This window comes from Arthrobacter sp. 10N410, assembly GCF_056394945.1.
Map to the genome: position 1 here is coordinate 184,894 of NZ_JBFTIP010000005.1, position 21,315 is coordinate 206,208.

At 68.5% G+C, this 21,315-nt stretch carries 16 protein-coding genes; 11 read left to right on the plus strand and 5 right to left on the minus strand.

The window, feature by feature from the left end; genetic code table 11:
• Positions 1–54: 54 nt before the first annotated feature.
• Positions 55–468 carry a class I SAM-dependent methyltransferase gene (locus tag AC1DB8_RS13190; RefSeq protein ID WP_441418531.1) on the plus strand — a complete coding sequence of 138 codons (414 nt, stop codon included), beginning with the start codon at positions 55–57 and terminating at the stop codon, positions 466–468.
• A 91-nt stretch (positions 469–559) separates the two neighbouring features.
• On the opposite strand, the gene AC1DB8_RS13195 is transcribed toward AC1DB8_RS13190, so the two are convergent.
• The gene (locus AC1DB8_RS13195) at positions 560–1,048 is read right to left on the minus strand and encodes a DUF2231 domain-containing protein (RefSeq protein WP_441418532.1); all 489 of its coding nucleotides are present in this window, start codon (positions 1,046–1,048) and stop codon (positions 560–562) included.
• Positions 1,049–1,154: 106 nt separating this feature from the next.
• On the opposite strand from AC1DB8_RS13195, the gene AC1DB8_RS13200 reads away from it, so the two are divergent.
• Positions 1,155–1,673 carry a gamma carbonic anhydrase family protein gene (locus AC1DB8_RS13200; RefSeq protein WP_441418533.1) on the plus strand — a complete coding sequence of 173 codons (519 nt, stop codon included), beginning with the start codon at positions 1,155–1,157 and terminating at the stop codon, positions 1,671–1,673.
• 67 nt (positions 1,674–1,740) lie between these two features.
• Here AC1DB8_RS13200 and AC1DB8_RS13205 read toward each other — a convergent pair whose 3' ends face one another.
• Complete coding sequence (locus AC1DB8_RS13205; protein ID WP_476893273.1) at positions 1,741–3,465, minus strand: flavin monoamine oxidase family protein; 1,725 nt, start codon at positions 3,463–3,465, stop codon at positions 1,741–1,743.
• Positions 3,462–5,000: an amino acid permease gene (locus AC1DB8_RS13210; protein WP_441418535.1), complete on the minus strand. Its 1,539-nt coding sequence runs from the start codon at positions 4,998–5,000 to the stop codon at positions 3,462–3,464. Before AC1DB8_RS13210 ends, AC1DB8_RS13205 begins: the two co-directional genes overlap by 4 nt.
• A 160-nt stretch (positions 5,001–5,160) precedes the next feature.
• Here AC1DB8_RS13210 and AC1DB8_RS13215 point away from each other — a divergent pair, with 160 nt between their 5' ends.
• The gene (locus AC1DB8_RS13215; RefSeq protein WP_476893274.1) at positions 5,161–6,912 is read left to right on the plus strand and encodes a PucR family transcriptional regulator; all 1,752 of its coding nucleotides are present in this window, start codon (positions 5,161–5,163) and stop codon (positions 6,910–6,912) included.
• Here AC1DB8_RS13215 and AC1DB8_RS13220 read toward each other — a convergent pair.
• Positions 6,891–7,709 (minus strand): nitrilase-related carbon-nitrogen hydrolase, encoded by an 819-nt coding sequence (locus AC1DB8_RS13220; protein ID WP_476893293.1) that lies wholly within the window; start codon positions 7,707–7,709, stop codon positions 6,891–6,893. The two genes, AC1DB8_RS13215 and AC1DB8_RS13220, sit on opposite strands and share 22 nt — an antisense overlap.
• A 240-nt stretch (positions 7,710–7,949) precedes the next feature.
• Between AC1DB8_RS13220 and AC1DB8_RS13225 the strand changes: the two genes are divergently transcribed.
• The 8 genes from AC1DB8_RS13225 (at position 7,950) to AC1DB8_RS13260 (ending at position 18,960) form a co-directional block, all read left to right on the plus strand.
• The gene (locus AC1DB8_RS13225; RefSeq protein ID WP_441418537.1) at positions 7,950–9,140 is read left to right on the plus strand and encodes an ROK family transcriptional regulator; all 1,191 of its coding nucleotides are present in this window, start codon (positions 7,950–7,952) and stop codon (positions 9,138–9,140) included.
• Between the two features lie 130 nt (positions 9,141–9,270).
• Complete coding sequence (gene mmsA / locus AC1DB8_RS13230; protein WP_175323572.1) at positions 9,271–10,827, plus strand: multiple monosaccharide ABC transporter ATP-binding protein; 1,557 nt, start codon at positions 9,271–9,273, stop codon at positions 10,825–10,827.
• Positions 10,828–10,872: 45 nt separating this feature from the next.
• Positions 10,873–12,141: a multiple monosaccharide ABC transporter permease gene (gene mmsB, locus AC1DB8_RS13235; RefSeq protein WP_441418538.1), complete on the plus strand. Its 1,269-nt coding sequence runs from the start codon at positions 10,873–10,875 to the stop codon at positions 12,139–12,141.
• Between the two features lie 63 nt (positions 12,142–12,204).
• Entirely contained in the window at positions 12,205–13,305 is a 1,101-nt protein-coding gene (locus AC1DB8_RS13240) for a substrate-binding domain-containing protein (RefSeq protein ID WP_441418539.1), read from the plus strand.
• A 152-nt stretch (positions 13,306–13,457) separates the two neighbouring features.
• Positions 13,458–14,528: a Gfo/Idh/MocA family protein gene (locus tag AC1DB8_RS13245; RefSeq protein ID WP_441418540.1), complete on the plus strand. Its 1,071-nt coding sequence runs from the start codon at positions 13,458–13,460 to the stop codon at positions 14,526–14,528.
• A gap of 1,873 nt (positions 14,529–16,401) precedes the next feature.
• Positions 16,402–17,685 (plus strand): serine/threonine-protein kinase, encoded by a 1,284-nt coding sequence (locus AC1DB8_RS13250; RefSeq protein ID WP_476893294.1) that lies wholly within the window; start codon positions 16,402–16,404, stop codon positions 17,683–17,685.
• Complete coding sequence (locus AC1DB8_RS13255) at positions 17,682–18,203, plus strand: mucin-associated surface protein (RefSeq protein WP_476893275.1); 522 nt, start codon at positions 17,682–17,684, stop codon at positions 18,201–18,203. The genes AC1DB8_RS13250 and AC1DB8_RS13255 overlap by 4 nt, the downstream gene beginning before the upstream one ends.
• Before the next feature lie 166 nt (positions 18,204–18,369).
• Positions 18,370–18,960 carry an SRPBCC family protein gene (locus tag AC1DB8_RS13260; protein WP_441418542.1) on the plus strand — a complete coding sequence of 197 codons (591 nt, stop codon included), beginning with the start codon at positions 18,370–18,372 and terminating at the stop codon, positions 18,958–18,960.
• 130 nt (positions 18,961–19,090) lie between these two features.
• Here AC1DB8_RS13260 and AC1DB8_RS13265 read toward each other — a convergent pair whose 3' ends face one another.
• A complete protein-coding gene (locus tag AC1DB8_RS13265) occupies positions 19,091–21,310 on the minus strand; it encodes an NADP-dependent isocitrate dehydrogenase (protein ID WP_476893276.1) in 2,220 nt (739 codons plus the stop codon).
• Positions 21,311–21,315: the final 5 nt, after the last annotated feature.

Sequence of the window (21,315 nt, forward strand, 5' to 3'; positions counted from 1 at the left end):
AAGGGCGTTCAGCCAGGGCTTGTCTTCACTCCGGCTCCGCCCTTAACTGGAGCCATGGCATCAACGCGGCAGGACAATCTCTCCGGTTTTCTCGCCCTCCTCAAGGCCGAGGGCCGGCGGGGCGTGCTGGGCCTGGACTGCGGCTCCGGCGCGGACGGGCTGCTCTTTGTCCGCGCCGGGATCCACTTCACCGGCGTGGACGCCTCCGAGGAGAACATCCATGCCGCCCGGGCCAGGGGGCTCTCCGCCTCCGTCGCGACCGGCCGTGCGCTGCCCTTTGCCGATGCAGCCTTCCCCGCCGTCTGGGCGGTGGACGCGCTGGCGGGATCGCCGCCGTCGGAGTGGGACGACGTCGTCCGTGAGCTGCGGCGGGTGGCGGAACCCGGGGCGCCGGTCGCCGTCGTCGTGCCCGAACCCGGGCACCCCGGCCTCGGACGCGGCTTCACGGTCCTCCGCTCCCCCGCCTGAGCAGCGCCCCCGGCGTCTCCAGCACACGCTCCCGCACGTGTGGCGGGAGCGTTCCGCCGATTTCCGCCGGATCCGCGGGAGCGTCTGTCTGTCAGGGGCGTCGGACGCTGCGCATGTAGCCGCCCAGGAAGCCGCCCGCAACCAGCAGGACGGCGCCCACCCGTGCCAGGCGCACGCCCAGCCGGTGGCGGTCCTTGCGCCGCGCGCGCCAAGACGCCAGGAAGAGCAGCGTCGCAGCGAGGTTGGAGGCGGCATGGACGACGCCGACGCGCCGCGTGGCTGGGTCGGCCCGCGCCCATTCCGCCCAGCCGCTGAGTCCGGTCGGCGCCGCTGCGAGGAGGCCGAGGCCCACCAGCCGGCGGGCGGCGCGTCGGCTGCCCTCGTCCGGAAAGAGGTCCAGGAAGATCGCCATGAACCACGCCCCGAAGGGTACATCGGTGAGGATCACGTGCGGCGGGATGCCGGTGGCGTCGCCGCGGAAGAAGCGCCGGAGCCGGGCGTCGGCGATCAGGCGGGAGGCCAGCGGCTCCGCGGCCCGGACGGCCGGGTCGAGCACATCGGCGCCTTCCAAACGTTTCATCAACTGCAGGAACATCTCGGCCACCTCCAGGGGTGTGCGTTGGAATGGCCCCGATACTACTCAGCGCCGCCCTGCCCGCAAGAGGCCGGTGTCCTAGGCTGGAGGCATGAGTCCCGTTTACGCTTTCGCCGGTGACACCCCGGCCGTCCACGAATCCGCCTTCGTTGCCCCGAGCGCCTCGGTGATTGGCAGGGCCACGCTGGCAGAGAACTCCAGCGCCTTCTACGGCGTCTCGGTCCGGGCCGACACCGCCGCGATCACCGTGGGTGCCGGCACCAACCTGCAGGACAACGTCGTGCTGCACGCGGACCCGGACTTCCCCTGCACCATTGGCGCCCGGGTCAGTGTCGGCCACAGCGCCGTGGTGCACGGCTGCACGGTCGAGGACGACTGCCTGATCGGCATGAGCGCCACCATCCTGAACGGCGCGGTGATCGGCGCCGGCTCGCTCGTGGCCGCCGGCGCGGTGGTCCTGGAAGGCACCGTGGTGCCGCCCCGGTCACTCGTCGCAGGGGTGCCGGCGAAGGTCCGCCGCGAACTGAGCGATGAGGAGTTCGAGGGCGTCAAGCACAACGCCGCCCACTACCAGGAGCTAGCCCGCGCCCACCGCGAACTGCACGCCTGACCGCCCGGGTGCCAGCGCGGGGGCTGGACCCGGGCCGTTCAGTCCGGACCCACTCCGTCCAGTCCGTTCAGTCCAGGGCGATCGGGCCCAGTTCGGAGAGCAGCTCTCCCGGTCCCGGGTTCCCCGGGGCGCTCCGGCCGCCGAGATGGTTGACCACGCCCCAGACCGCGTTCAAACCGGTGGTCACGGCACCCTCCGCCCAGCCGGCGGTGAAGGAAATGTCGTCGCCGGCGAGGAAGATGCCGCGCTGTTCGGCGGCCAGGGCATCCTGCTTGAAGTGGGTGAAGAGCCGCTGCTGGTAGCGGTAGTGCCCCGGCAGGTTGGCTTTGAACGCGCCCATGAAGTTAGGGTCGGCCTCCCATGAGACGGTGATCGGCTGGCCAACGATGTGGCTGGCAGTGTCGACGCCCGGGTAGATCTGCTCGAGCGAGTGCAGCATGAGCTTCACGCGTTCTTCGGCATCGAGTGCCAGCCACTTCAGCGCGTCGTCGTTCCAGGTGTAGGACAGCAGGATCACGGCCGGCTGGTCCGGGCCGTTGTCCAGCAGGTACGTGGCCCGGTTCAGCCGGTCGGTCAGCGTCATGGACAGGACCTCACGGCCGCTCTCCGCGTCGATGTCCTTCCAGAACGGCCGGTCGACCATGACGAAGGTCTTGGAGGACTGCATGTAGTGCGAGCGCTCGATCGCGGTCCACAGCTGCGCCGGAAACAGGGACTCGTCCGTGTGGATGCGCGTCGACAGCAGCCACGACTGGCACGTGGTCACCACCGCCGGGTACGCCGCCTCGCGCCCCCAGCGTTCCCGGACCCGGAAGTCCCCGTCGCCGTCCCGCGCGATGCGGTCCACGGCGCCCCGCGGGGCGCCGGCGTGCAGGGAAGCCAGGGAGGTGCCGTCCGGCCAGTGGGCCATGCCCGACGGCGCGTGCTCCCACAGCGCCTCGGGGAGCCGCTGCGCGCCGCCGGCGATGAGCCGGTGCTGATCATCGGCGTCGGTGTAGACCACCCGAAGGATTTCGAGGATGGAGTTGGGGAAGTCGGTGTCCCAGCCGCCGGTACCGAAGCCCACCTGGCCGAACGCCTCGCGGTGGGCGAAGCCGGCCTGCTTGAAGGCGTCGCTGCCGGCGATGAAGCCGTAGAACGTCTGCTCGTCCAGTTCGGGGAGCAGCGCGTTCCACAGCTCCTTGATCCGGGCCGTGTCCCGGGCCCGGATGGCCTCCTGCATCTCGGCGAACGCGGCGCCGTCGTTCACGGCCGCCTTCCAGGCGTCCGCCACCTCAAGGAAGAACGGCGGCAGGTCCGCGGCGGTCTCGGCGTAGTACTTCTGGCCCGCGAGCTCGATCACGGTGCTGGAGGTCGCCGGCGCCAGCGGATTCGGGAACTCCTGGGTCTGCAGGCCGAGGAGGTCGACGTAGTGGTAGAAAGCCTTGCCCGAGACCGGGAAACGCATGCCGCCGAGGTCCGCCACGACGCCGGGGGCGGACGGGAAACTGGCGGTCCTCAGCCGGCCGCCGATCCGGTCGGCCTCATAGACCACCGGCCGCAGCCCCAGCTTCATCAGCTCGTAGGCGGTCACCAGCCCGGACAGGCCGGCCCCGACGACGGCGACTTCGGTCCCGTACAGTTCGGGCGGCACGGATCCCAGGCCGTCCGGGTGGGCCAGGTAGTGGTCGTAGCTGAACGGGAAATCCGGATTCAGCATGGTGATGGGCGCCGCGGGCGTTCCGTCCCCGGCCGGGACATGAGCCGGGGTGGAAGCCGGACCGGGCGGCGGCAGTTCGGTGGCGGTGGTCATGAGATCTCTGCCTTCACTTCCTGGGTCGGGGTGGTGTTTGCGGGTTGGCGGCCGGATAGTTCACGGTATTCCTCGTGGCTCAGGGCTGCCACCCTGGAATTCTTCCGGCCGTAGCCGAAGTAGGCGGCAAGGCCCACGAGCATCCAGGCAGCGAAGACCGCCCAGGTCTCGGCACCGAGGTTGGCCATCAGGTAGGCGCACATGATGGCGCCGAGGACCGGTGTCAGCGGAAAGAGCGGGACGCGGAAACTGCGGGTGAGTTCCGGCCGGCTGCGTCGCAGGTGGATGACGGCCACGTTGACCAGCGCGAACGCGAAGAGGGTGCCGATGCTGGTGGCGTCCGCGAGGGCGCCGAGCGGTACCAGGCCGGCGGTCAGCGCGACGGCGGTGCCCACGATCAGGGTTCCGGCAACCGGGGTGCCGGTCCGGGCCGAGACCCGGCCGAAGACCTTGGGAACGAGGCCGTCGCGGGACATGGACAGCAGGATCCGGGTCTGTCCGTAGAGGACGGTCAGCACGATGCTGGCGATGGCGAGCACGGCGCCGACGGCAAACAGCACACCGACCCACGGCTGGCCGGTGATTTCCTCCAGGATTTTCACGAGCGCCGCTTCGGTGCCGTCGAACCAGCCCCAGGGCCGGGCGCCGATCGCGGCGACGGCCACCAGCACGTAGATGCTGGTGACGATCAGCATGGAGAGCAGGATGGCCCGCGGAAGGTCGCGCTTGGGATCGCGGGCTTCCTCGCCGGCCGTGGAGGCGGCGTCGAAGCCGATGTAGGAGAAGAAGACCCGGGAGGCAGCGGCCGACACTCCGGCGGCGCCCATTGGCATCAGGGGTTCGAAGTGCCCGCCGTTGAAGGCGGTGAAGGCCACGGCGCAGAAGAACAGCAGGATGCCGACCTTGACCAGGACGATCGCGGTGTTGATCCAGGCGCTTTCCTTGGCGCCGCGGACCAGGAGCACCATGGCCAGGACGACTATGACGATCGCGGGCAGGTTCAGCACGCCGCCTGCTCCCGGCGGCTGCGAAACAGTGTCCGGAAGCGTCAGGCCGAAGACAGCCAGGGCCTCGTTGACGTACTGGCCCGCACCGACCGCGACGGCGGCCACGGAGACAGCGTATTCGAGCACCAGGCACCAGCCGCAGATCCAGGCCATGCCCTCGCCCATCGTGGCATACGTGTAGGAGTAGCTTGACCCGGCGGCGGGCACCAGGCCGGCCATCTCCGCGTACGACACGGCCGAGAGCAAGGCCGCCAAGCCGGCGATAGCAAAGGAGATCCAGATGGCCGGGCCGGCCAGCGGGACCGATTCGCCCAGGATCACCAGGATGCCCGTGCCGAGCGTGGCGCCGACGCTGATCATGGTCAGCTGCAACACACCGAAGCTGCGGACCAGCCGCGTGCCGCCGTGCCCGGTTTCGGCCTCGCGGACCAGTTGTCCGATCGGCTTGCGGCGCAGGAGCTGGGCGGCGAGCCCGGGGCGGCTGGCGGCGGCCGGTGGGCGTTCCCCGAGCAGAGTTGGCACAGTCATCGTTGACGTCCTTATCTTCAGTAGTAGTCGGTTTCCCCAGACCAACCCTAGGGCTGTGAGCCACCTCTCACCGTTGTGCAAAATGACCTATAGTCTTCAGTCATGAGACATATTGCACCGGGACACGGCGCGCCGGGCCGCCGCCGGAAAGGCCCCGGCCGTGGCTGCTGAGGACGCCGAGCGCTTCGGCTTCGTCACGCTAGCGCAGTTCCTGCGCCAGCTCCCGGCGCTGGAGGTCCTGCACGACGCCGGCAACGGGGACGAGCGCTTACGCTGGGTCGAGCCGAGCGAGCTGGCCGACCCGACCCCCTACCTGCTCGACGGCGAGTTCCTGCTTACCGCCGGCCTTCCCTTCGAGGGCGTCGGCGGCAGCGAGGCGGCGGTGGATGCCTACGTGCAGCGCCTGGTCCGGGCCCGGGTCGGGGCGCTCGGCTTCGGCTTGGAACCTTATTTCGAGGCCGTGCCGGACGCTGTGGTCGCGGCCTGCCGGCGGCACGGGCTGACCCTGGTGTCCATCCCGGGCAGCCTCCCCTTCGCCGCCCTGGGACTCGAATTCTCCCGGCTCCTCGAATCCGACAACGCCAAGACTTTCCGCCAACTGGCCGACACCAACCGGCAACTGATGCGCGCGGTCCTGTCTGCGCGTCCCGAACATGAACTCCTCGCGGCCCTCGTGCAGCGCGTCCCGGTCTGGGCCGTGTTGTTCGGCGCGGACGGACGAGTCCGGGCCCGCGGTGCGGCCGGTTCCGCCGGGCTCCAGGCCGGCGCCGCAGCGGGAGTCGATTCCGCCGCTTTGCAGCCGTTGCTGACCCGGCTGCTCGCCGGCAGCGGTCCCCGGGTGGAGATGGATTCATTCGACGCCGCAGGCTCCTCGCTGGTCTTCGGGTATCCGTTGCGCAGCACCCGGGACGCCAACCTCGGCGCCCTTGTCCTCGGCACGGACGCACCGCTGACCCCGGCCCAGAACAGTGTCGTCTCCACCGCCGTCGGGCTGCTGGAACTGCTGGTCCGCCAGCGCACAAGCGGTTCCCTGGCCCCGAGCCAGCTGGCCACGGCGTTGCTGTTGCATCCGGAGACCGTGGCCTCCGGAACGGCACGGCACGTCACCGGCTTGAAGGACCTGCTGGCGCAGAGCATTTCCTCCACCCGGTCCGGGCAGTTGCGCGTCGTCCAGGGAGTCCGGGTCGGCGCCGCCGCCGGGGGCGCCCGGCCGGCGGACGGTCCGCGCCGCACAGGCGAAGCCCCGGTGCGGGAGCTGCTCGAATGGCGCCGGCTCTTCGACACCAAACTTGTGGAGCTCACCGACTACGGCTTTGCCGCCATTACCCGGCTCAGGGTCGACGACGCGCTGCTCGCCGAGGTGGAACGTCTCGGCTGGCGCCTGGTGATCGGCGGGGGCACCGACTTCGAGGGCCTGGCCGGCGCCCACCAGCGCGCCTCCTCGCTGCGAAACCAGGTCCTCACCGGCCGCCGGAGCGTGCGGGAGGACGACGTCACCTGGTCCGTGACGGGCCTGCTCGGCCCCGAGGCCGGCACCCTGCTGGCCGGGCGCCTGCTGGCACCCGTACTCGCCCTCGAACCGGAGCGCCGCGACAGCCTGCTTGGCATCCTGCGCGCGTGGCTTGGCGAGAACGGCAGCTGGGACGCCACCGCGAAGGCCACGGGACTGCACCGTAACAGCGTCCGCCGGCAGCTCGGCGTCATTGCTGACCTGCTGGGCCTGGATCTCAACCAGGCCCAGGCCCGCGCAGAGCTCTGGGTTGCGCTGCAGTACCTGGGCGGCCCGGAGCTGGCCGACGCCGGCGTCGGCGCCACCGTCCCGGCTGTCTTCGCGGCCGCCGCTACCGACTCCCCGGCAGCCTCAACCTCCGCCGGACGGACGTCCGCCGCTCAGATCCCCCAGGCACGGTAGAGCTCCGGGCGGCGATCGCGCAGATAGGCCACCGCGGCGTCGGCACCGTGCTCCGCGGCGTCCTCGGCGGCGTCCGCCGGCACACCGACGTCGGCGAACAGCAGCTCCACGCCGGGTCCGGCCGCGGCCAGGACGGAACCGTCCGGGCCGGCGACGATGCTGCCGCCCCGGAACTCGCAGCCCGCCTCCACGCCGGTGTGGTTGGCGTAGGCCACGGTCAGCTGGTTCTCCAGCGCCCGGGCCCGGACCAGCACCTCCGGCACGGCGTCGAATCCGCCGGCGAGGGCCGTGGGCACCAGCAGCAGTTCGGCGCCGCGCAGGGCGGCGGCCCGGGCGGACTCGGGAAACTCGATGTCGTAGCAAATGACCAGCGAGGTCTTGAACCCGTGGAACTCCACGACATCCGGGGACTCGCTGGCGGCAGCAAACGCTTCCCGTTCATCGGGGCCGAACAAGTGCACCTTTTCGTAGCGGAGCAACTCCTCGCCGGACTCATCCACCAGGGTGGCGGAGATCCGCCACTCCCCTGCCGGCGTCACGGCGGGCAGGCTGTACACCAGCGCGATCCGGTTCCGCCGGGCCACCCCGGCCAGGGCCGCGCGGAGCGCCGGCAGCGCGGCAGGATCAAAGGCCGCACGCAGCCGGATCGGCGCGTACCCGACCGGAAAGAGTTCCGGCGTCAGCAGCAGCTGCGCGCCCTCGGCGGATGCTGCACGCGCAGCCTCCTCGACCGCCGCCACGTTCGCCGCCACGTCGAGCACGGCCGAGTTCGCTTGCATCAGGGCCAGCAGCACCATTACCACCTCGAGATTCTCCGGACTTTCCGCAGGCCTGCCGCGGACTCTGTTCCAGCCTAGCCTCGGCCCGGAAAGACCGGGCTGGTGCAAATCCGCCCGGTCGGAGGGCGGTCAGGGCGGAACGTCCCTGCGGCGGGGCGCAGGCCGGTGGCACCCCGCGGCGCCGCCGGAATCCCGTAGCGCCGCACTCCATGCGTTAACTTCTTGACTACAAGCCCCGGATGCGGCACTCTTCATTGCATGCCCTCACCAACGCGCTCAACGAGGAGCCGCACTAAAAACCCCGGGTCGCAGTCCGCGCTTCGACATCTGAACCAGCAGCGGATCATTGAATGCCTGCTGGCCGGCCCTTCCACCCAGGCGGAACTGGCCCGGCAGACCGGACTCTCCACCGCCACGGTCTCCAACATCGTCAAGATCATGCAGGACGCGGGGCTGGCGTCCACCGAACCGATCACCAGCTCCGGGCGCCGCGCCCTGAACGTCCGGCTCAACAGCAACGGTGCCGTCGCCGTCGGCATCGACTTCGGCCGCCGCCACCTGCGGGTGGTCCTGGCCTCGCTCAGCTACCACGTGGTGGCGGAGGAATCGGTCCTGTTGCCACTGGGCCACCACGCCGAGGAGGGCATCACCGCCGCCGTCGGGGTGCTCGACCGGCTGCTGGCCAATAGCGGCGTGGAACGCAGCGCCCTGGTGGGGGCCGGCGTCGGCATCCCGGGCCCTATCGACCGCCGTACCGGCACTGTGGCGCAGGGCGCCATCCTGCCCGAGTGGGTGGGCATCAACATCCTCAAACGCCTTGAGGAAGCGCTGGATCTGCCGGTATTCGTCGACAACGACGCGAATCTGGGCGCGCTCTCCGAGGTGACGTGGGGCCCGCACACCGGCATCAGCAACCTGCTCTTCCTGAAGATCGGCTCGGGCATCGGCGCCGGGCTGATCCTGAACGGAATGCCGTACTACGGGAACGTCGGGATCACCGGCGAAATCGGCCATGCCACCATCCACGAGCACGGCCTCGTCTGCCGCTGCGGGAACCGCGGCTGCCTGGAAACCATCGCCTCCACCACCACCATGATCGAGCTGCTGGGCCGGGGCGAGGACGCACCGCTGACCCCGGAGGACATCGTGCGCAAGGCACGCGCCCGGGACTCGGCAACGCTCCGGGTGGTGGACGACGCCGGGCTCGCCGTCGGCCGCGCGCTGGGCAACGTCGCGAACCTCATCAACCCGGAGGTGATCGTGGTGGGAGGCCCGCTGGCGGGACTCGGCGAACTGCTGCTGGACCCGATCCGGCGCGGCCTGGTGCGCCACGCGGTCCCCGTCATCGGTGAAACCACCACCCTGACGATGTCCTCGCTTGGCGACCGTGCCGAGGCCCTTGGCGCCACCGCGCTGGTCTTCCAACATGCCGGAATACGGCGAAACTAAAGCAGCCGTTACCCACCCGTTGCGTTAAAGACTTGACGACAACGGCGTGATCCAGTTTACTTTTCCATCAGACGGCCCTGCGGTTTGCAGGGGCGGACAACGAAGTCATGCATTGGAGGCGTAAGGGCAGATGACGTCCCTCAACACGCACAGCGATCCGATAATTCTCGAGATGCGCTCCATCACCAAAGAGTTCCCCGGCGTTAAAGCATTGGCCGAGGTGAACCTGCGGGTGAAGGCCGGCGAAATCCACGCCATCTGCGGCGAAAACGGCGCCGGAAAATCCACCCTCATGAAGGTGCTCTCGGGCGTTTACCCCTACGGCAGCTACACCGGCGACATCGTCTACCAGAGCGAAGTCCAGCAGTTCAAGGACATCCGGGCCAGCGAGCACGCCGGCATCGTGATCATCCACCAGGAACTGGCCCTCATCCCGGAGCTGTCCATCATGGAGAACATCTTCCTGGGCAACGAGCCGACCAGGCGCGGGGTGATCGACTGGGCCGAGGCACGGATCCGCTCCACCGAACTGCTCGCCCGGGTCGGGCTCCGCGAGGACCCGGACACCCCGGTCAAGGAAATCGGCGTCGGCAAGCAGCAGCTGGTCGAGATCGCCAAGGCGCTGAACAAGAAGGTCAAGCTCCTCATCCTCGACGAGCCCACCGCGGCCCTGAACGAATCGGACTCCCAGCACCTGCTGGATCTGATCCTGGGCCTGAAGGGCCGGGGCATCACCTCGATCATCATTTCGCACAAGCTCAACGAGATCGAGCAGATCGCCGACTCCATCACGATCATCCGCGACGGCAAGTCGATCGAGACCCTCGACGTCAAGGCTGACGGCGTCGACGAGGACCGCATCATCAAGGGCATGGTGGGCCGGACCCTGGAATCCCGGTTCCCGGAGCACGAACCCAAGATCGGCGAGACGTTCTTCGAGGTCAAGAACTGGAACGTGGGGCACCCGCAGATCCAGGACCGCCTGGTCTGCAAGAACTCCAACTTCTTCGTGCGCCGCGGCGAGATCGTCGGCTTCGCCGGCCTGATGGGCGCCGGGCGCACCGAACTCGCCCGCTCCCTCTTCGGCCGCTCCTACGGCCGCTTCATCTCCGGCCAGGTCTACAAGGATGGCAAGGAACTGCACCTCAAGACCGTCAAGCAGGCGATCGACGCGGGCCTCGGCTACGTCACGGAGGACCGCAAGTCCCTCGGGCTGAACCTGCTGGACGACATCAAGGCCACCACGGTTTCGGCGGCGCTGAAGAAGATCAGCAAGCACAACGTCGTCGACGCCGACAAGGAATTCACCGTCGCCGAGCAGTACCGCAAGTCGCTGCGCACCAAGACGCCGTCCGTGGAGGAAGGCGTCGCCAAGTTGTCCGGCGGCAACCAGCAGAAGGTGGTGCTGGCGAAGTGGATGTTCACCGACCCGGACCTGCTGATCCTGGACGAGCCGACCCGAGGGATCGACGTCGGCGCCAAGTACGAGATTTACGGGATCATCCAGCAACTGGCCAACCAGGGCAAGGGCGTCATCGTGATCTCCTCGGAGCTTCCTGAACTGTTGGGGCTCTCCGACCGCATCTACACCATCTTCGAAGGCGCCATCACCGGCGTGCTGAACAAAGAGGAAGCCAGCCAGGAAAGCCTCATGAAACTCATGACTTCCGCCCGCAAGACTGCCTGACCCTCTGGACCATCCAGAACATTCCGGACAACAAGGACTGACAAAATGAACGCGCTCAAGAAGCTCTTTGGCGGCAATACCCGCCAATTCGGCATGATCTTCGCCCTGGTTGCACTGATCGTCTTCTTCCAGATCGCCACCGGGGGCAACACCCTCACCCCGGGCAACGTGATCAACCTCTTCAACGGCAACTCCTACATCCTGATCCTGGCGATCGGCATGGTGCTGGTGATCATCGCCGGCCACATCGACCTCTCCGTAGGGTCGGTCGCGGCATTCGTTGGTGTCAGCGTCGCCCTGATGATTCAGGACTGGGGCATCCCGTGGTACCTCGGCATCCTGTTCGGCCTGCTGCTCGGCGTCCTGATCGGCGCCTGGCAGGGCTTCTGGACCGCCTATGTCGGCATCCCGGCCTTCATCGTCACCCTGGCCGGCATGCTGCTCTTCCGCGGCTTCAACCAGTTCGTTGGCAAGTCCAACACCATCCCGGTCCCCGCCGACTTCCAGTACATCGGTTCCGGCTACCTGCCTGAATTCGGGCCGGTCACCGGCTACAACAACCTGACCCTGCTGCTGGGGCTGGCCGGTGTGGCATTCGTCATCGTCAGCGAGATCCGCTCCCGCCGGAAGGCCAAGGCCCTGGGCGCCGAGGTTCCCGAAGCCTGGGTGACCGTCACCAAGCTCGTCCTGATCTGCGGCGCCATCCTCTACGCCACGTACCTGTTCGCGACCGGCCGTCCGGGCACCTCGTTCCCGATCCCTGGCCTGATCCTCGCCGTACTGGTCCTGGTCTACGGCTTCATCTCCTCCAAGACCATCGTGGGCCGCCACGTCTACGCCGTCGGCGGCAACCGGCACGCGGCCGAGCTGTCCGGCGTGCAGTCCAAGAAGATCAACTTCCTGGTCATGATGAACATGTCCATCCTGGCCGGCCTCGCCGGCATGATCTTCGTCGGCCGCTCCACCGCCTCCGGCCCGTTCGACGGCGTCGGCTGGGAACTTGACGCGATCGCCGCCGTCTTCATCGGCGGCGCCGCGGTCACCGGCGGCGTCGGCACCGTGATCGGCTCGATCGTCGGTGGCCTCGTGATGGCCGTACTGAACAACGGCCTGCAGCTGCTCGGCGTCGGCGCCGACCTCACCCAGATCATCAAGGGCCTGGTGCTCCTGATCGCCGTCGCCTTCGACGTCTACAACAAGTCCCAGGGCAAGCGGTCGATCATCGGCATGATGATGAAGAACTTCGGCCGCGGCAACGAGATCAAGCCCGACGAAACCACCTCCACCAAAGAGGTCATTGCCAAGGAAGCCTGACCGGTTTCTTGGCCCCGATACCCCTGATTCTCCGAACACCATCTATAGAAAGTGAACCAAGCAATGCAAATGATTGGTAAAGCAGGAAAGGCAGCAGCGATCGCTGCTATTGCGGCACTGGCGCTGACAGCCTGCGGCCGTTCCGACAGCGGAACGTCCGGTGGCGCGAGCAGCGGCGCCGAGGCGTTCCCCAAGGACTCCTCGATCGGCGTCGCACTCCCCCAGAAGACCAGTGAAAACTGGGTGCTGGCGGAGAAGCTGTTCAACGACGGCCTCAAGGGTGCCGGTTTCAAGGCAGATGTGCAGTTCGCCAACGGCGGCGTCTCGGAACAGCAGAACCAGATCAGCGCCATGGTCACCAAGGGTGCCAAGGTCATCATCGTGGGTGCCATCGACGGCGCCCAGCTGGGTACCCAGCTCAAGCAGGCCAAGGACGCCGGCGCCACGATCATCGCGTACGACCGTCTGCTCCTGAACACCCCCAACGTGGACTACTACGTGGCATACGACAACTTCAAGGTTGGCGAGCTGCAGGGCCAGGCCCTGCTGGACGGCATGAAGGCCAAGAAGCCCTCGGGCCCGTACAACATCGAACTGTTCGCCGGATCCCCCGATGACGCCAACGCGAAGGTCTTCTTCGACGGCGCCATGAAGGTGCTCCAGCCGAAGATCGACGACGGCACCCTCGTGGTCAAGTCGGGCCAGAAGACCTTCGAACAGGCCGTTACCCAGGGCTGGAAGGCTGAGAACGCCCAGCGCCGTATGGACACCCTGCTCGCCGGCACCTACGGCAGCGCCTCCGTGGACGGCGTGCTGTCCCCGAACGACACGCTGGCCCGCGCCATCCTGACCTCGGTCAAGGCCGCAGGCAAGCCGTTGCCGGTCGTCACCGGGCAGGACTCCGAAGTTGAGTCCGTGAAGTCCATCATGGCCGGTGAGCAGTACTCCACCATCAACAAGGACACCCGCAAGCTCGTCGAGCACGCGATCACCATGGTCAAGGACATCCAGGCCGGCAAGACGCCTGAGATCAACGATGACAAGTCCTACAACAACAAGGTCAAGACCGTCCCGGCATACCTGCTGGAGCCGGTCATCGTGACCAAGGAAAACGTTAAGACCGCTTACGTCGACGATCCGGTACTCGGACCGATCACCAAGTAGTCTGACGCTCTAAAACCGGGCCCCGGCTCTCCCGCAGTGACCAGTTCACCGCGGGAGGGCCGGGGCCTTTTTGTACCCCAAAACCGCGCCCCTCCCGCAGCTCGCGCCGCCAAAGACCCGCCCCTCCCGCAACCGGGTGAGAAGATGGCAGCATGTCTGCCCCTATCGCGAAGCCGTGGCTGTCCAACCAACCCGACCAGGACCCGCGGACGGCCACCGGCGCCCGGCTGCGGTGGGGTGTGGTCGCCACCGGCGGGATCGCCGCCGCCGTCACCCGGGACCTCGAACTCCTCCCGGACGCGGAGCTCTACGCGGTGAGCTCGCGCAGCCAGGCAGCGGCCGATGCGTTCGCGGCTGACTATGGATTTGCCCGGGCTTACGGGGACCACGACGGCGTGGCCGGCTACGACCGGCTGCTGGCCAATGACGCCGTCGACGTCGTCTATGTCGCCACGCCGCACGCCCACCACCACGAAATCGCATTGGCGGCCCTGCGGGCCGGCAAGCATGTGCTGTGCGAGAAGGCCCTTACCGTGAACGCCCGGGAGGCGGCCGAGCTCGTGGAGCTGGCGCGGGACAAGGGCCTGTTCCTGATGGAAGCAATGTGGAGCCGGTTCCTGCCCAGCATGCAGCGGGCCTTCGAGATCGCTGCTTCGGGTGAGATCGGTGAGGTCAAGTGGGTCGGCGCGGACCTGGGCTTCCCGGCCCCCTACTCCCCCACCTCCCGGCTGTGGGCTCCGAGGGACGGCGGCGGAGCCCTGCTGGACATCACCATCTATCCGCTGCTGTGGGCGCTGGGCACGCTGGGTTTCCCGCAGACGGTCAGTGCCACCGGCTGGATCAATGACGACGGCGTGGACGCCCAAAACGCGCTGACCCTGGGCTATCACCACGGGGCGCAGGCGCAGCTGACCTCCTCGCTTCTGGCCCATGGGCCGCGCGCCGCCACGGTGGCCGGGAGCCAGGGGTTCCTGCAGAGCCTGGGCTCGGTCAACAACCCCACGGAACTCGTCGTGCGGGTCGGCTTCGAGGAGCCGCGCACCGAACAGTTCAGCGTTGTGGGGCGCGGCTACAGCTACGAACTCCGCGAGGTCACCCGATGCATCCAGCAGGGCCTCACCGAGAGTCCGGTGATGCCCTTGGAGGACTCCCTCAACACCATGCGGCTGTTCGACGGCGTCCGCGCCCAGCTGGGAGTGAGCTACCCGAACGACGTGCGCTGACCCGGAATTTCCGGGCTTTGTGGGCCCAAGTTTGCCGTGGGCTATGGACTCGCCCCGGCCCCCGGACTTACTCTGTAGGCCAATCGTCGATGGATTTCGGGGAGGTGTGTTGCGCATGGAATCTGCAGCCAGCCGTCCCCGTGCGCGCCGCTTCCTGCGACGGGGGCTGCTGGCCTTGGGAGCCGGACTGTCCTGGCTGGCGCTCTCCGCCGCCTCGGCCAACGCCGACGAACTCAAGGTCTCCAGCGCAGTTCCACCCGCCCCCGGTTCGGCCGTCGTGACCATGATCCAATTCCCGAAGGCCGATGACCCGATAGCACCCGTAAGCCCGGCACCGTCGGCTCCGGCCCCGACTGCGCCTGCCGTCACCCCGGCTCCGGTTTCGGCGCCGGTTTCGCCTCCGGCTGTACCTGTGCCGGCTGTCCCGGCGCCAGTTGTCGCGGCGCCCGCCGTCGTGCAACCCGTTGTGCCGCTTGCGGAGTCCGACGCACCTCCTGTCGTCCCGCAACCGGTGTTGCCTGTTGCCCAGCCCGAACCGGCCTCCCAGGTTACCGAGACTCCGGCCCCCGTCCCACCGGTCAGTGAGCCGGTCGCCAGTCCCCCGGCCGAGCCCACCCCGGCTCCCGCCCCGGTCCCGCCCGGAGAGCCTGCGCCCGCCCCTTCCAGTGATCCGGCACCCGTTACGGACCCGGCTGTTCCGGTCACCGCTCCCGACACCGGCGCCGGAGACCTCCCGGCTGTCCCGTCCGCTCCCGAGCCAGCGCCCCCAGTGAGCGGATCCGTCCCCGGCACGGTACCCCCGGCCACCCCGCCTGCGGTGGTACCGGTGCCGGTAGTCGTCCCCGTGGTCGTCCCGGGCCAGGTCGGGGCCGGCCCTGCACCGCTTGTCCCGCCACGAAAGACCGCCGCAGTTACCCCGGCAAGCGCTGATCCTTTGCTGAAGCAAAGCCCGGCGGCTGTGGACCGGCCGCGCGGCCTTCAGGCCGTTTACCCTGCGGCGGGCTACGGCTACGTTCCCTCCCTGACCCTGCCGGACGTCCCGGCCCGCGGCAGCCTGCCGGGTGCCTTGGCGGCAGGAAACCGAACTCCTGCGAGCCCCCGGTCGACCGGAGACGGTGCCCCCGCGGCGCCCACGGGCGGCAATGACGCGCCCCGGCCCCGTGGCGGCGACACCGGGCTGCCTGCCCCCGCTGCGCTCCCGCCGACCCCAGGGTCGGGGTCCGGCAGCGGTTCCACGTCCAGCGGGCCTTCCGGCGCTGCTGCGTGGACGCCAAGCGCGTTCTTCCTCATCCCACCAATGGGCACCGACCCCATCAGCGGCCCGCTACAGCACGTCCATCCTGCTGTCGCCGCCGATCCCGGATCTTCTCCTGACTAGTAGGGCCGTCCTCTGCCACTTTCCTGCGCAGAGCACGGTCCTTCGGGCTGCCACGCACGCCCGCCACCAGTCATTCAGGAGATTTCCCCATGGACACCACCGTCCGCGACCGGATACCCGGCACCAACGCTTCGCCTAGGCGCGCCGTCTCAGCGCTCCTCGCGTCCGGTCCGGCCCCCACCCATCGCGCATCCCTGCGGCAATGCCCACGCCGGCTGCTGCGCCCGACGCCGGCGCAAGCTCCGCCCGCGGGACGGCCACCGTAACGCGTGGCCGCTCCCGTCCAGGTCTATTGCCGCCGGAGCGAAGTCGTTGGGTCCGCTGGGGGATTCAACGGCCTCGCAGGCTCCGGCGGCACCCCCTCCCTTCGCGAGAAAGGTGAAACCGCCACCACAGACGACAGCTGAACGATGCGGCCCGTGCCGGAACCCGATACCCGCACCCGTATTATTCTTTAGGGACGCCACCGCGGCGCCAGGACGAAAGACGGGGAACATCGTGGACGCTTTACCCAGTGAGGTCACGACCGAGATCCTGAGCGGCCGCTACCGTCTGGGCGAAGTGATCGGCCGGGGCGGCATGGCGTCCGTGTACTCTGCCCGGGACCAGAACCTGGGCCGGGACGTCGCGCTCAAGCTCTTCGCCCCGCAATCCGCGGAGGCCGATGAGCTCAAGCGCCAGCAGGCCGAGATCGAACTCCTGGCCACACTGAACCATCCGAGCCTCGTAACGCTCTTCGACGCTGGCACAGACACCCGGATCCCGGACGAGCCCAGGCCCTTCCTGACCATGGAACTGGTGGAGGGCCAGGACCTCCGGAGCCGGATCCGGCACAGCGCGGTCCCTTTCGACGAGCTTGCCGTGATCGGCGCGGGACTCGCGGATGCCCTCGCCTACGTCCACTCCCTCGGAATCATCCACCGCGACATCAAGCCGGCCAACGTCCTGCTGGTGCAGGTCCGACCCGGAGAACCGCTGCGGCCAAAGCTGACCGATTTTGGCATTGCCAGGATCGTCGACGGGACCAGGCTCACCGCCACCGGAACGATGGTGGGAACGGCCGCCTACCTGAGTCCGGAGCAAGCCCGCGGCGCCGACATGGGCCCGGCCAGCGACATCTACTCGCTGGGACTGGTCCTGCTGGAGTGCATCAAGGGCTCCGTGGAGTACCCGGGAAGCGCCGTCGAGTCGGCAGTGGCCCGGTTGCACCGCGCCCCCGTTATTCCTGACGCGGTGCCGGCCGAGTGGGCCCAGCTGATCCGGGCCATGACCGCACTGGACCCCCTGGACCGGCCCGCGGCGGCCGACCTGGAGGCTGCGTTGCGCCAGGCCCTGGTCTCCCCCGACTCCTTGCCGGGCCTGCTAGCCGAAGAACGGACCAGGGTACTGCCCGCACCGCCCGCCAGGCCGCCGCGCTCGGCGACGGGAGTTCGGGGCTTTGTCCAGGACACAGCTCAGGACCCTGTCCAAAACACAGCGGCGGGCTCGGCCGGCCAGGCCCCGGGCATCAGGCCCGGAACCCGCCGGCACCACGCACTGACCCCGGACGACGCCCCGGCGCGCCGCGCAGGCGTGCTGGCCCGCCCGCTCGCACGCTTCCGGCAGGCCCGACTCCGCACGAGGATCGCCGTCGTCCTCGCCTTGGTGGCGCTCCTAGCGGCAGCCGCCGTCGCCGTCTCCCTCACTGTCCCCCAGCCGCCCGCCGTCGTGCCCTATCCGGCCGTCTCCGGCGATTTGGGCGAGCACCTGAAGCAACTGCAGAAGAGCGTGCAACCATGAATGCCACTGGCAAACCGCGGTGGAACCTGGCCATAGCCGGTCCGCTGCTCACCGCTGCCCTGATCGCAGGGTCGCTCACCGGATGCGGCGCTCCTCCCGAGCTGGACGGCACGGCTGCACGTCAGCTCCAGTCCCAGGTCCTGGCAGTGACCGAGGCCGCAGCCACCAACGACTCCGCCGGCGCATTGAAACTGCTGGACGAACTGACGGCCAGGCTCGACGCGGCGGCAGCGGACGGACAAGTGTCCTTCAAACGCCACCAAAGCATCAAGGCGGCCATCGATGCCGTGCGCGCCGACCTCACGGCCAAGCAGGCGGCGGCCGACAAAGCCGCCCGGGATGCGGCGGCGGCCAAGAAGGCAGCAGCCGATAAGGCTGCGGCGGCAGCCAAGGCAGCGGCGGCAGCAGCAGCCGCGAAGGCGGCCGCCGCGGCCAAGGCAGCGGCGGCGCCGGCTCCCGTGGCGCCTGTCCCCGTAGTGAAGAGCAAGCCCAAGGGCAAGGGCAAGGGCGGCCACTGACGGCGCGCGGACTTTCACAATTAGCCGGATCCGGCTAGCTTGGTCAGTCAGGCCGGAAACGGCCTGACTGACCCAACCGCTGTCCGAGCACTTGTACCAACCTTGTATCCGTCCCTTGCAACGACGCGCAGGCCGCAGCCTGCCAGCCGAAGGAGTGAAAGCAAGCATGGCAACAGTCCAGGAATCCATCGCCGTCAACGTCCCCCTGAGCCAGGCCTACAACCAGTGGACCCAGTTCGAAGACTTCCCGCAGTTTATGAGCGGCGTCGACGCCGTCCAGCAGCTCGATGACACCACCGTCCACTTCCAGACCAGCATCGGCGGGGTGAAGCGCGACTACGACGCCAGGATCACCAGCCAGGACCCCGACCGGCAGGTGTCCTGGGAAAGCCTGGACAGCCCCCGAAACGCCGGCACCGTGCGCTTCGCGGAGCTGGGACCGGCGGAGACCCGGGTCGACGTCGAACTCAGTTGGGAGCCCGGCACTGCAACCGAGAAAATCGGCGCTGCGGTCGGGCTGGACTCCCGGCAGGTGGGGGCGGATCTGCAGCGGTTCAAGAAGTTCATTGAGGGCCGCGACTTTGAGACCGGCGCGTGGCGCGAACGGGTCAACAGCGGGGAAGCGGGCGGGCTGACGCCGGTGACCGACCCGGAGTACGACGTGCTGGGGACCGGAGCGCCGCTGGACGCGGACCCGGATCTGGCAACCGAACCGGCCAGCGAGGCCGGCGGCGACCGGAGGATCTCCGACCGCTAGGCACTCGCCGGCCGCCACGGTCCGACGACGGCGGGACGCACCGCCGTCGTCGGCCGGACAGGGACCGGCCGGTGCTTAAACGCCGAACGGCGCACCGGGAGCTCCCGGTGCGCCGTTCGCGTTGTGCGGGCTAGCCCAGCAGGGACAGCACTTCGCTGAACTTGGCCGAGGGCCGCATCACGGCGGAGACCTTGGCTTCGTCCGGACGGTAGTAGCCGCCGATGTCCACCGGGGATCCCTGGACCGAAAGCAGTTCGCCAACGATGGTTTCCTCGTTGGCGGCCAGGGCGTCCGAGACGGCGGCGAAGGCCGCGGCCAGCTCGGTGTCGTCGCTCTGGCGTGCCAGCTCGTCGGCCCAGAACTTGGCCAGGTAGAAGTGGCTGCCGCGGTTGTCCAGCTCGCCGGCCTTGCGCTTCGGGGACTTGTTCTCCAGCAGGAACGTGCCGGTGGCGCGGTCCAGGGTGTCCGCGAGGACCTGCGCGCGGGCGTTGCCCGTGGAGGTTGCCAGGTGCTCGAAGCTCACGGCGAGGGCCAGGAACTCGCCCAGGCTGTCCCAGCGCAGGTGGTTTTCCTTGAGCAGCTGCTGGACGTGCTTCGGGGCCGAGCCGCCGGCGCCGGTCTCGAACAGGCCGCCGCCGTTGATCAGCGGAACGATCGAGAGCATCTTGGCGCTGGTGCCGAGCTCAAGGATCGGGAACAGGTCCGTGAGGTAGTCGCGGAGCACGTTGCCGGTGACCGAGATCGTGTCCTCGCCCTTGCGCAGTCGGGCCAGGGTGAAGGCCGTGGCCTCGTCCGGGGACATGATTTCGAGCTGCAGGCCCTCGGTGTCGTGGTCCTTGAGGTATTCCTCGACCTTGGCGATCATCCGGGCGTCGTGCGCGCGGCCCTTGTCCAGCCAGAACACGGCCGGGGTGGCGGAGGCGCGGGCGCGGGTGACGGCGAGCTTGACCCAGTCGCGGATCGGCACGTCCTTGGTCTGGCAGGCGCGCCAGATGTCACCGGGGGCAACCTGGTGTTCGATCAGGACGGTGCCGGCGTCGTCGACCACCTGGACGGTGCCGGCGGCCTGGATCTCGAAGGTCTTGTCGTGGCTGCCGTATTCCTCGGCGGCCTGGGCCATCAGCCCGACGTTCGGGACCGTACCCATGGTGGTCGGGTCGAAGGCGCCGTTGGCGCGGCAGTCGTCGATGACGACCTGGTAGATCCCGGCGTAGCTGCTGTCCGGGAGGACGGCGAGGGTGTCGGCCTCCTGGCCATCGCGGCCCCACATGTGGCCGGAGCTGCGGATCATCGCCGGCATCGAGGCATCGACGATGACGTCGGAGGGAACGTGCAGGTTGGTGATGCCCTTGTCCGAGTCGACCATCGCCAGCTCGGGGCCGTCGTTAAGGCCCTTCTGGATCGCGGCTTCGACGTCGCCGCGGATCTCTTCCGGGAGGTCCTCGAGGCCGTTGAGGATGGAGGCGAGGCCATTGTTGGGGCTCAGGCCGGCCGCGGCGATCTGATCGCCGTAGGTGGCAAAGAGGTCCGAGAAGTAGGCCTTGACGACGTGGCCGAAGATGATCGGGTCGGAGACCTTCATCATGGTGGCCTTCAGGTGTGCGGAGAAGAGCACGCCTTCTTCCTTGGCCCGGGCAACCTGGGCGGCGAGGAAGGTGTCCAGGGCGGCGGCGCGCATCACGGTGCCGTCGATGACTTCGCCGGCCAGCACGGGGAACGCCCGCTTCAGGACCTTGACCGTGCCGTCTTCCTTGACCAGCTGGACCTTGAGGTTGGTATCCGCCTCAATGACCACGGACTTCTCGTTAGAGCGGAAGTCGTCGGCATCCATGTGGGCGACGTTGGTCTTGGACTCCGGGGTCCAGGCGCCCATGCTGTGCGGGTTCTTCCGGGCGTAGTTCTTGACCGAGAGCGGCGCGCGGCGGTCGGAGTTGCCTTCGCGCAGGACCGGGTTCACGGCGGAGCCCTTGATCTTGTCGTAGCGGGAGCGGATGTCCGTCTCCTCGTCCGAGGCCGGGTTGTCCGGGTAGTCCGGCAGGGCGTAGCCCTGGCCCTGGAGCTCGGCGATGGCGGCCTTCAGCTGCGGCACGGAGGCGCTGATGTTGGGCAGCTTGATGATGTTGGCCTCGGGCTTTTTGGCGAGCGCGCCCAGTTCAGCCAGGGCGTCGCTGACGCGCTGCTCTTCGGTGAGGTAGTCGCCGAAGACGGCGATGATGCGGCCGGCTAGCGAAATGTCGCGGGTCTCCACTTCCACACCGGCCGTCGACGCGAATGCCTCGACAATCGGCAAGAACGAATAGGTGGCCAGCATCGGCGCTTCGTCGGTGTGGGTATAGATAATCTTGGCCATTGCTC

Coding starts and splice junctions, on each gene's coding strand:
- AC1DB8_RS13190 (WP_441418531.1), top strand. CDS start 55: ATGGCATCAACGCGGCAGGACAATCTCTCCGGTTTTCTCGCCCTCCTC.
- AC1DB8_RS13195 (WP_441418532.1), bottom strand. CDS start 1,048: ATGAAACGTTTGGAAGGCGCCGATGTGCTCGACCCGGCCGTCCGGGCC.
- AC1DB8_RS13200 (WP_441418533.1), top strand. CDS start 1,155: ATGAGTCCCGTTTACGCTTTCGCCGGTGACACCCCGGCCGTCCACGAA.
- AC1DB8_RS13205 (WP_476893273.1), bottom strand. CDS start 3,465: ATGACCACCGCCACCGAACTGCCGCCGCCCGGTCCGGCTTCCACCCCG.
- AC1DB8_RS13210 (WP_441418535.1), bottom strand. CDS start 5,000: ATGACTGTGCCAACTCTGCTCGGGGAACGCCCACCGGCCGCCGCCAGC.
- AC1DB8_RS13220 (WP_476893293.1), bottom strand. CDS start 7,709: ATGGTGCTGCTGGCCCTGATGCAAGCGAACTCGGCCGTGCTCGACGTG.
- AC1DB8_RS13225 (WP_441418537.1), top strand. CDS start 7,950: ATGCCCTCACCAACGCGCTCAACGAGGAGCCGCACTAAAAACCCCGGG.
- mmsA (WP_175323572.1), top strand. CDS start 9,271: ATGACGTCCCTCAACACGCACAGCGATCCGATAATTCTCGAGATGCGC.
- mmsB (WP_441418538.1), top strand. CDS start 10,873: ATGAACGCGCTCAAGAAGCTCTTTGGCGGCAATACCCGCCAATTCGGC.
- AC1DB8_RS13240 (WP_441418539.1), top strand. CDS start 12,205: ATGCAAATGATTGGTAAAGCAGGAAAGGCAGCAGCGATCGCTGCTATT.
- AC1DB8_RS13245 (WP_441418540.1), top strand. CDS start 13,458: ATGTCTGCCCCTATCGCGAAGCCGTGGCTGTCCAACCAACCCGACCAG.
- AC1DB8_RS13255 (WP_476893275.1), top strand. CDS start 17,682: ATGAATGCCACTGGCAAACCGCGGTGGAACCTGGCCATAGCCGGTCCG.
- AC1DB8_RS13260 (WP_441418542.1), top strand. CDS start 18,370: ATGGCAACAGTCCAGGAATCCATCGCCGTCAACGTCCCCCTGAGCCAG.
- AC1DB8_RS13265 (WP_476893276.1), bottom strand. CDS start 21,310: ATGGCCAAGATTATCTATACCCACACCGACGAAGCGCCGATGCTGGCC.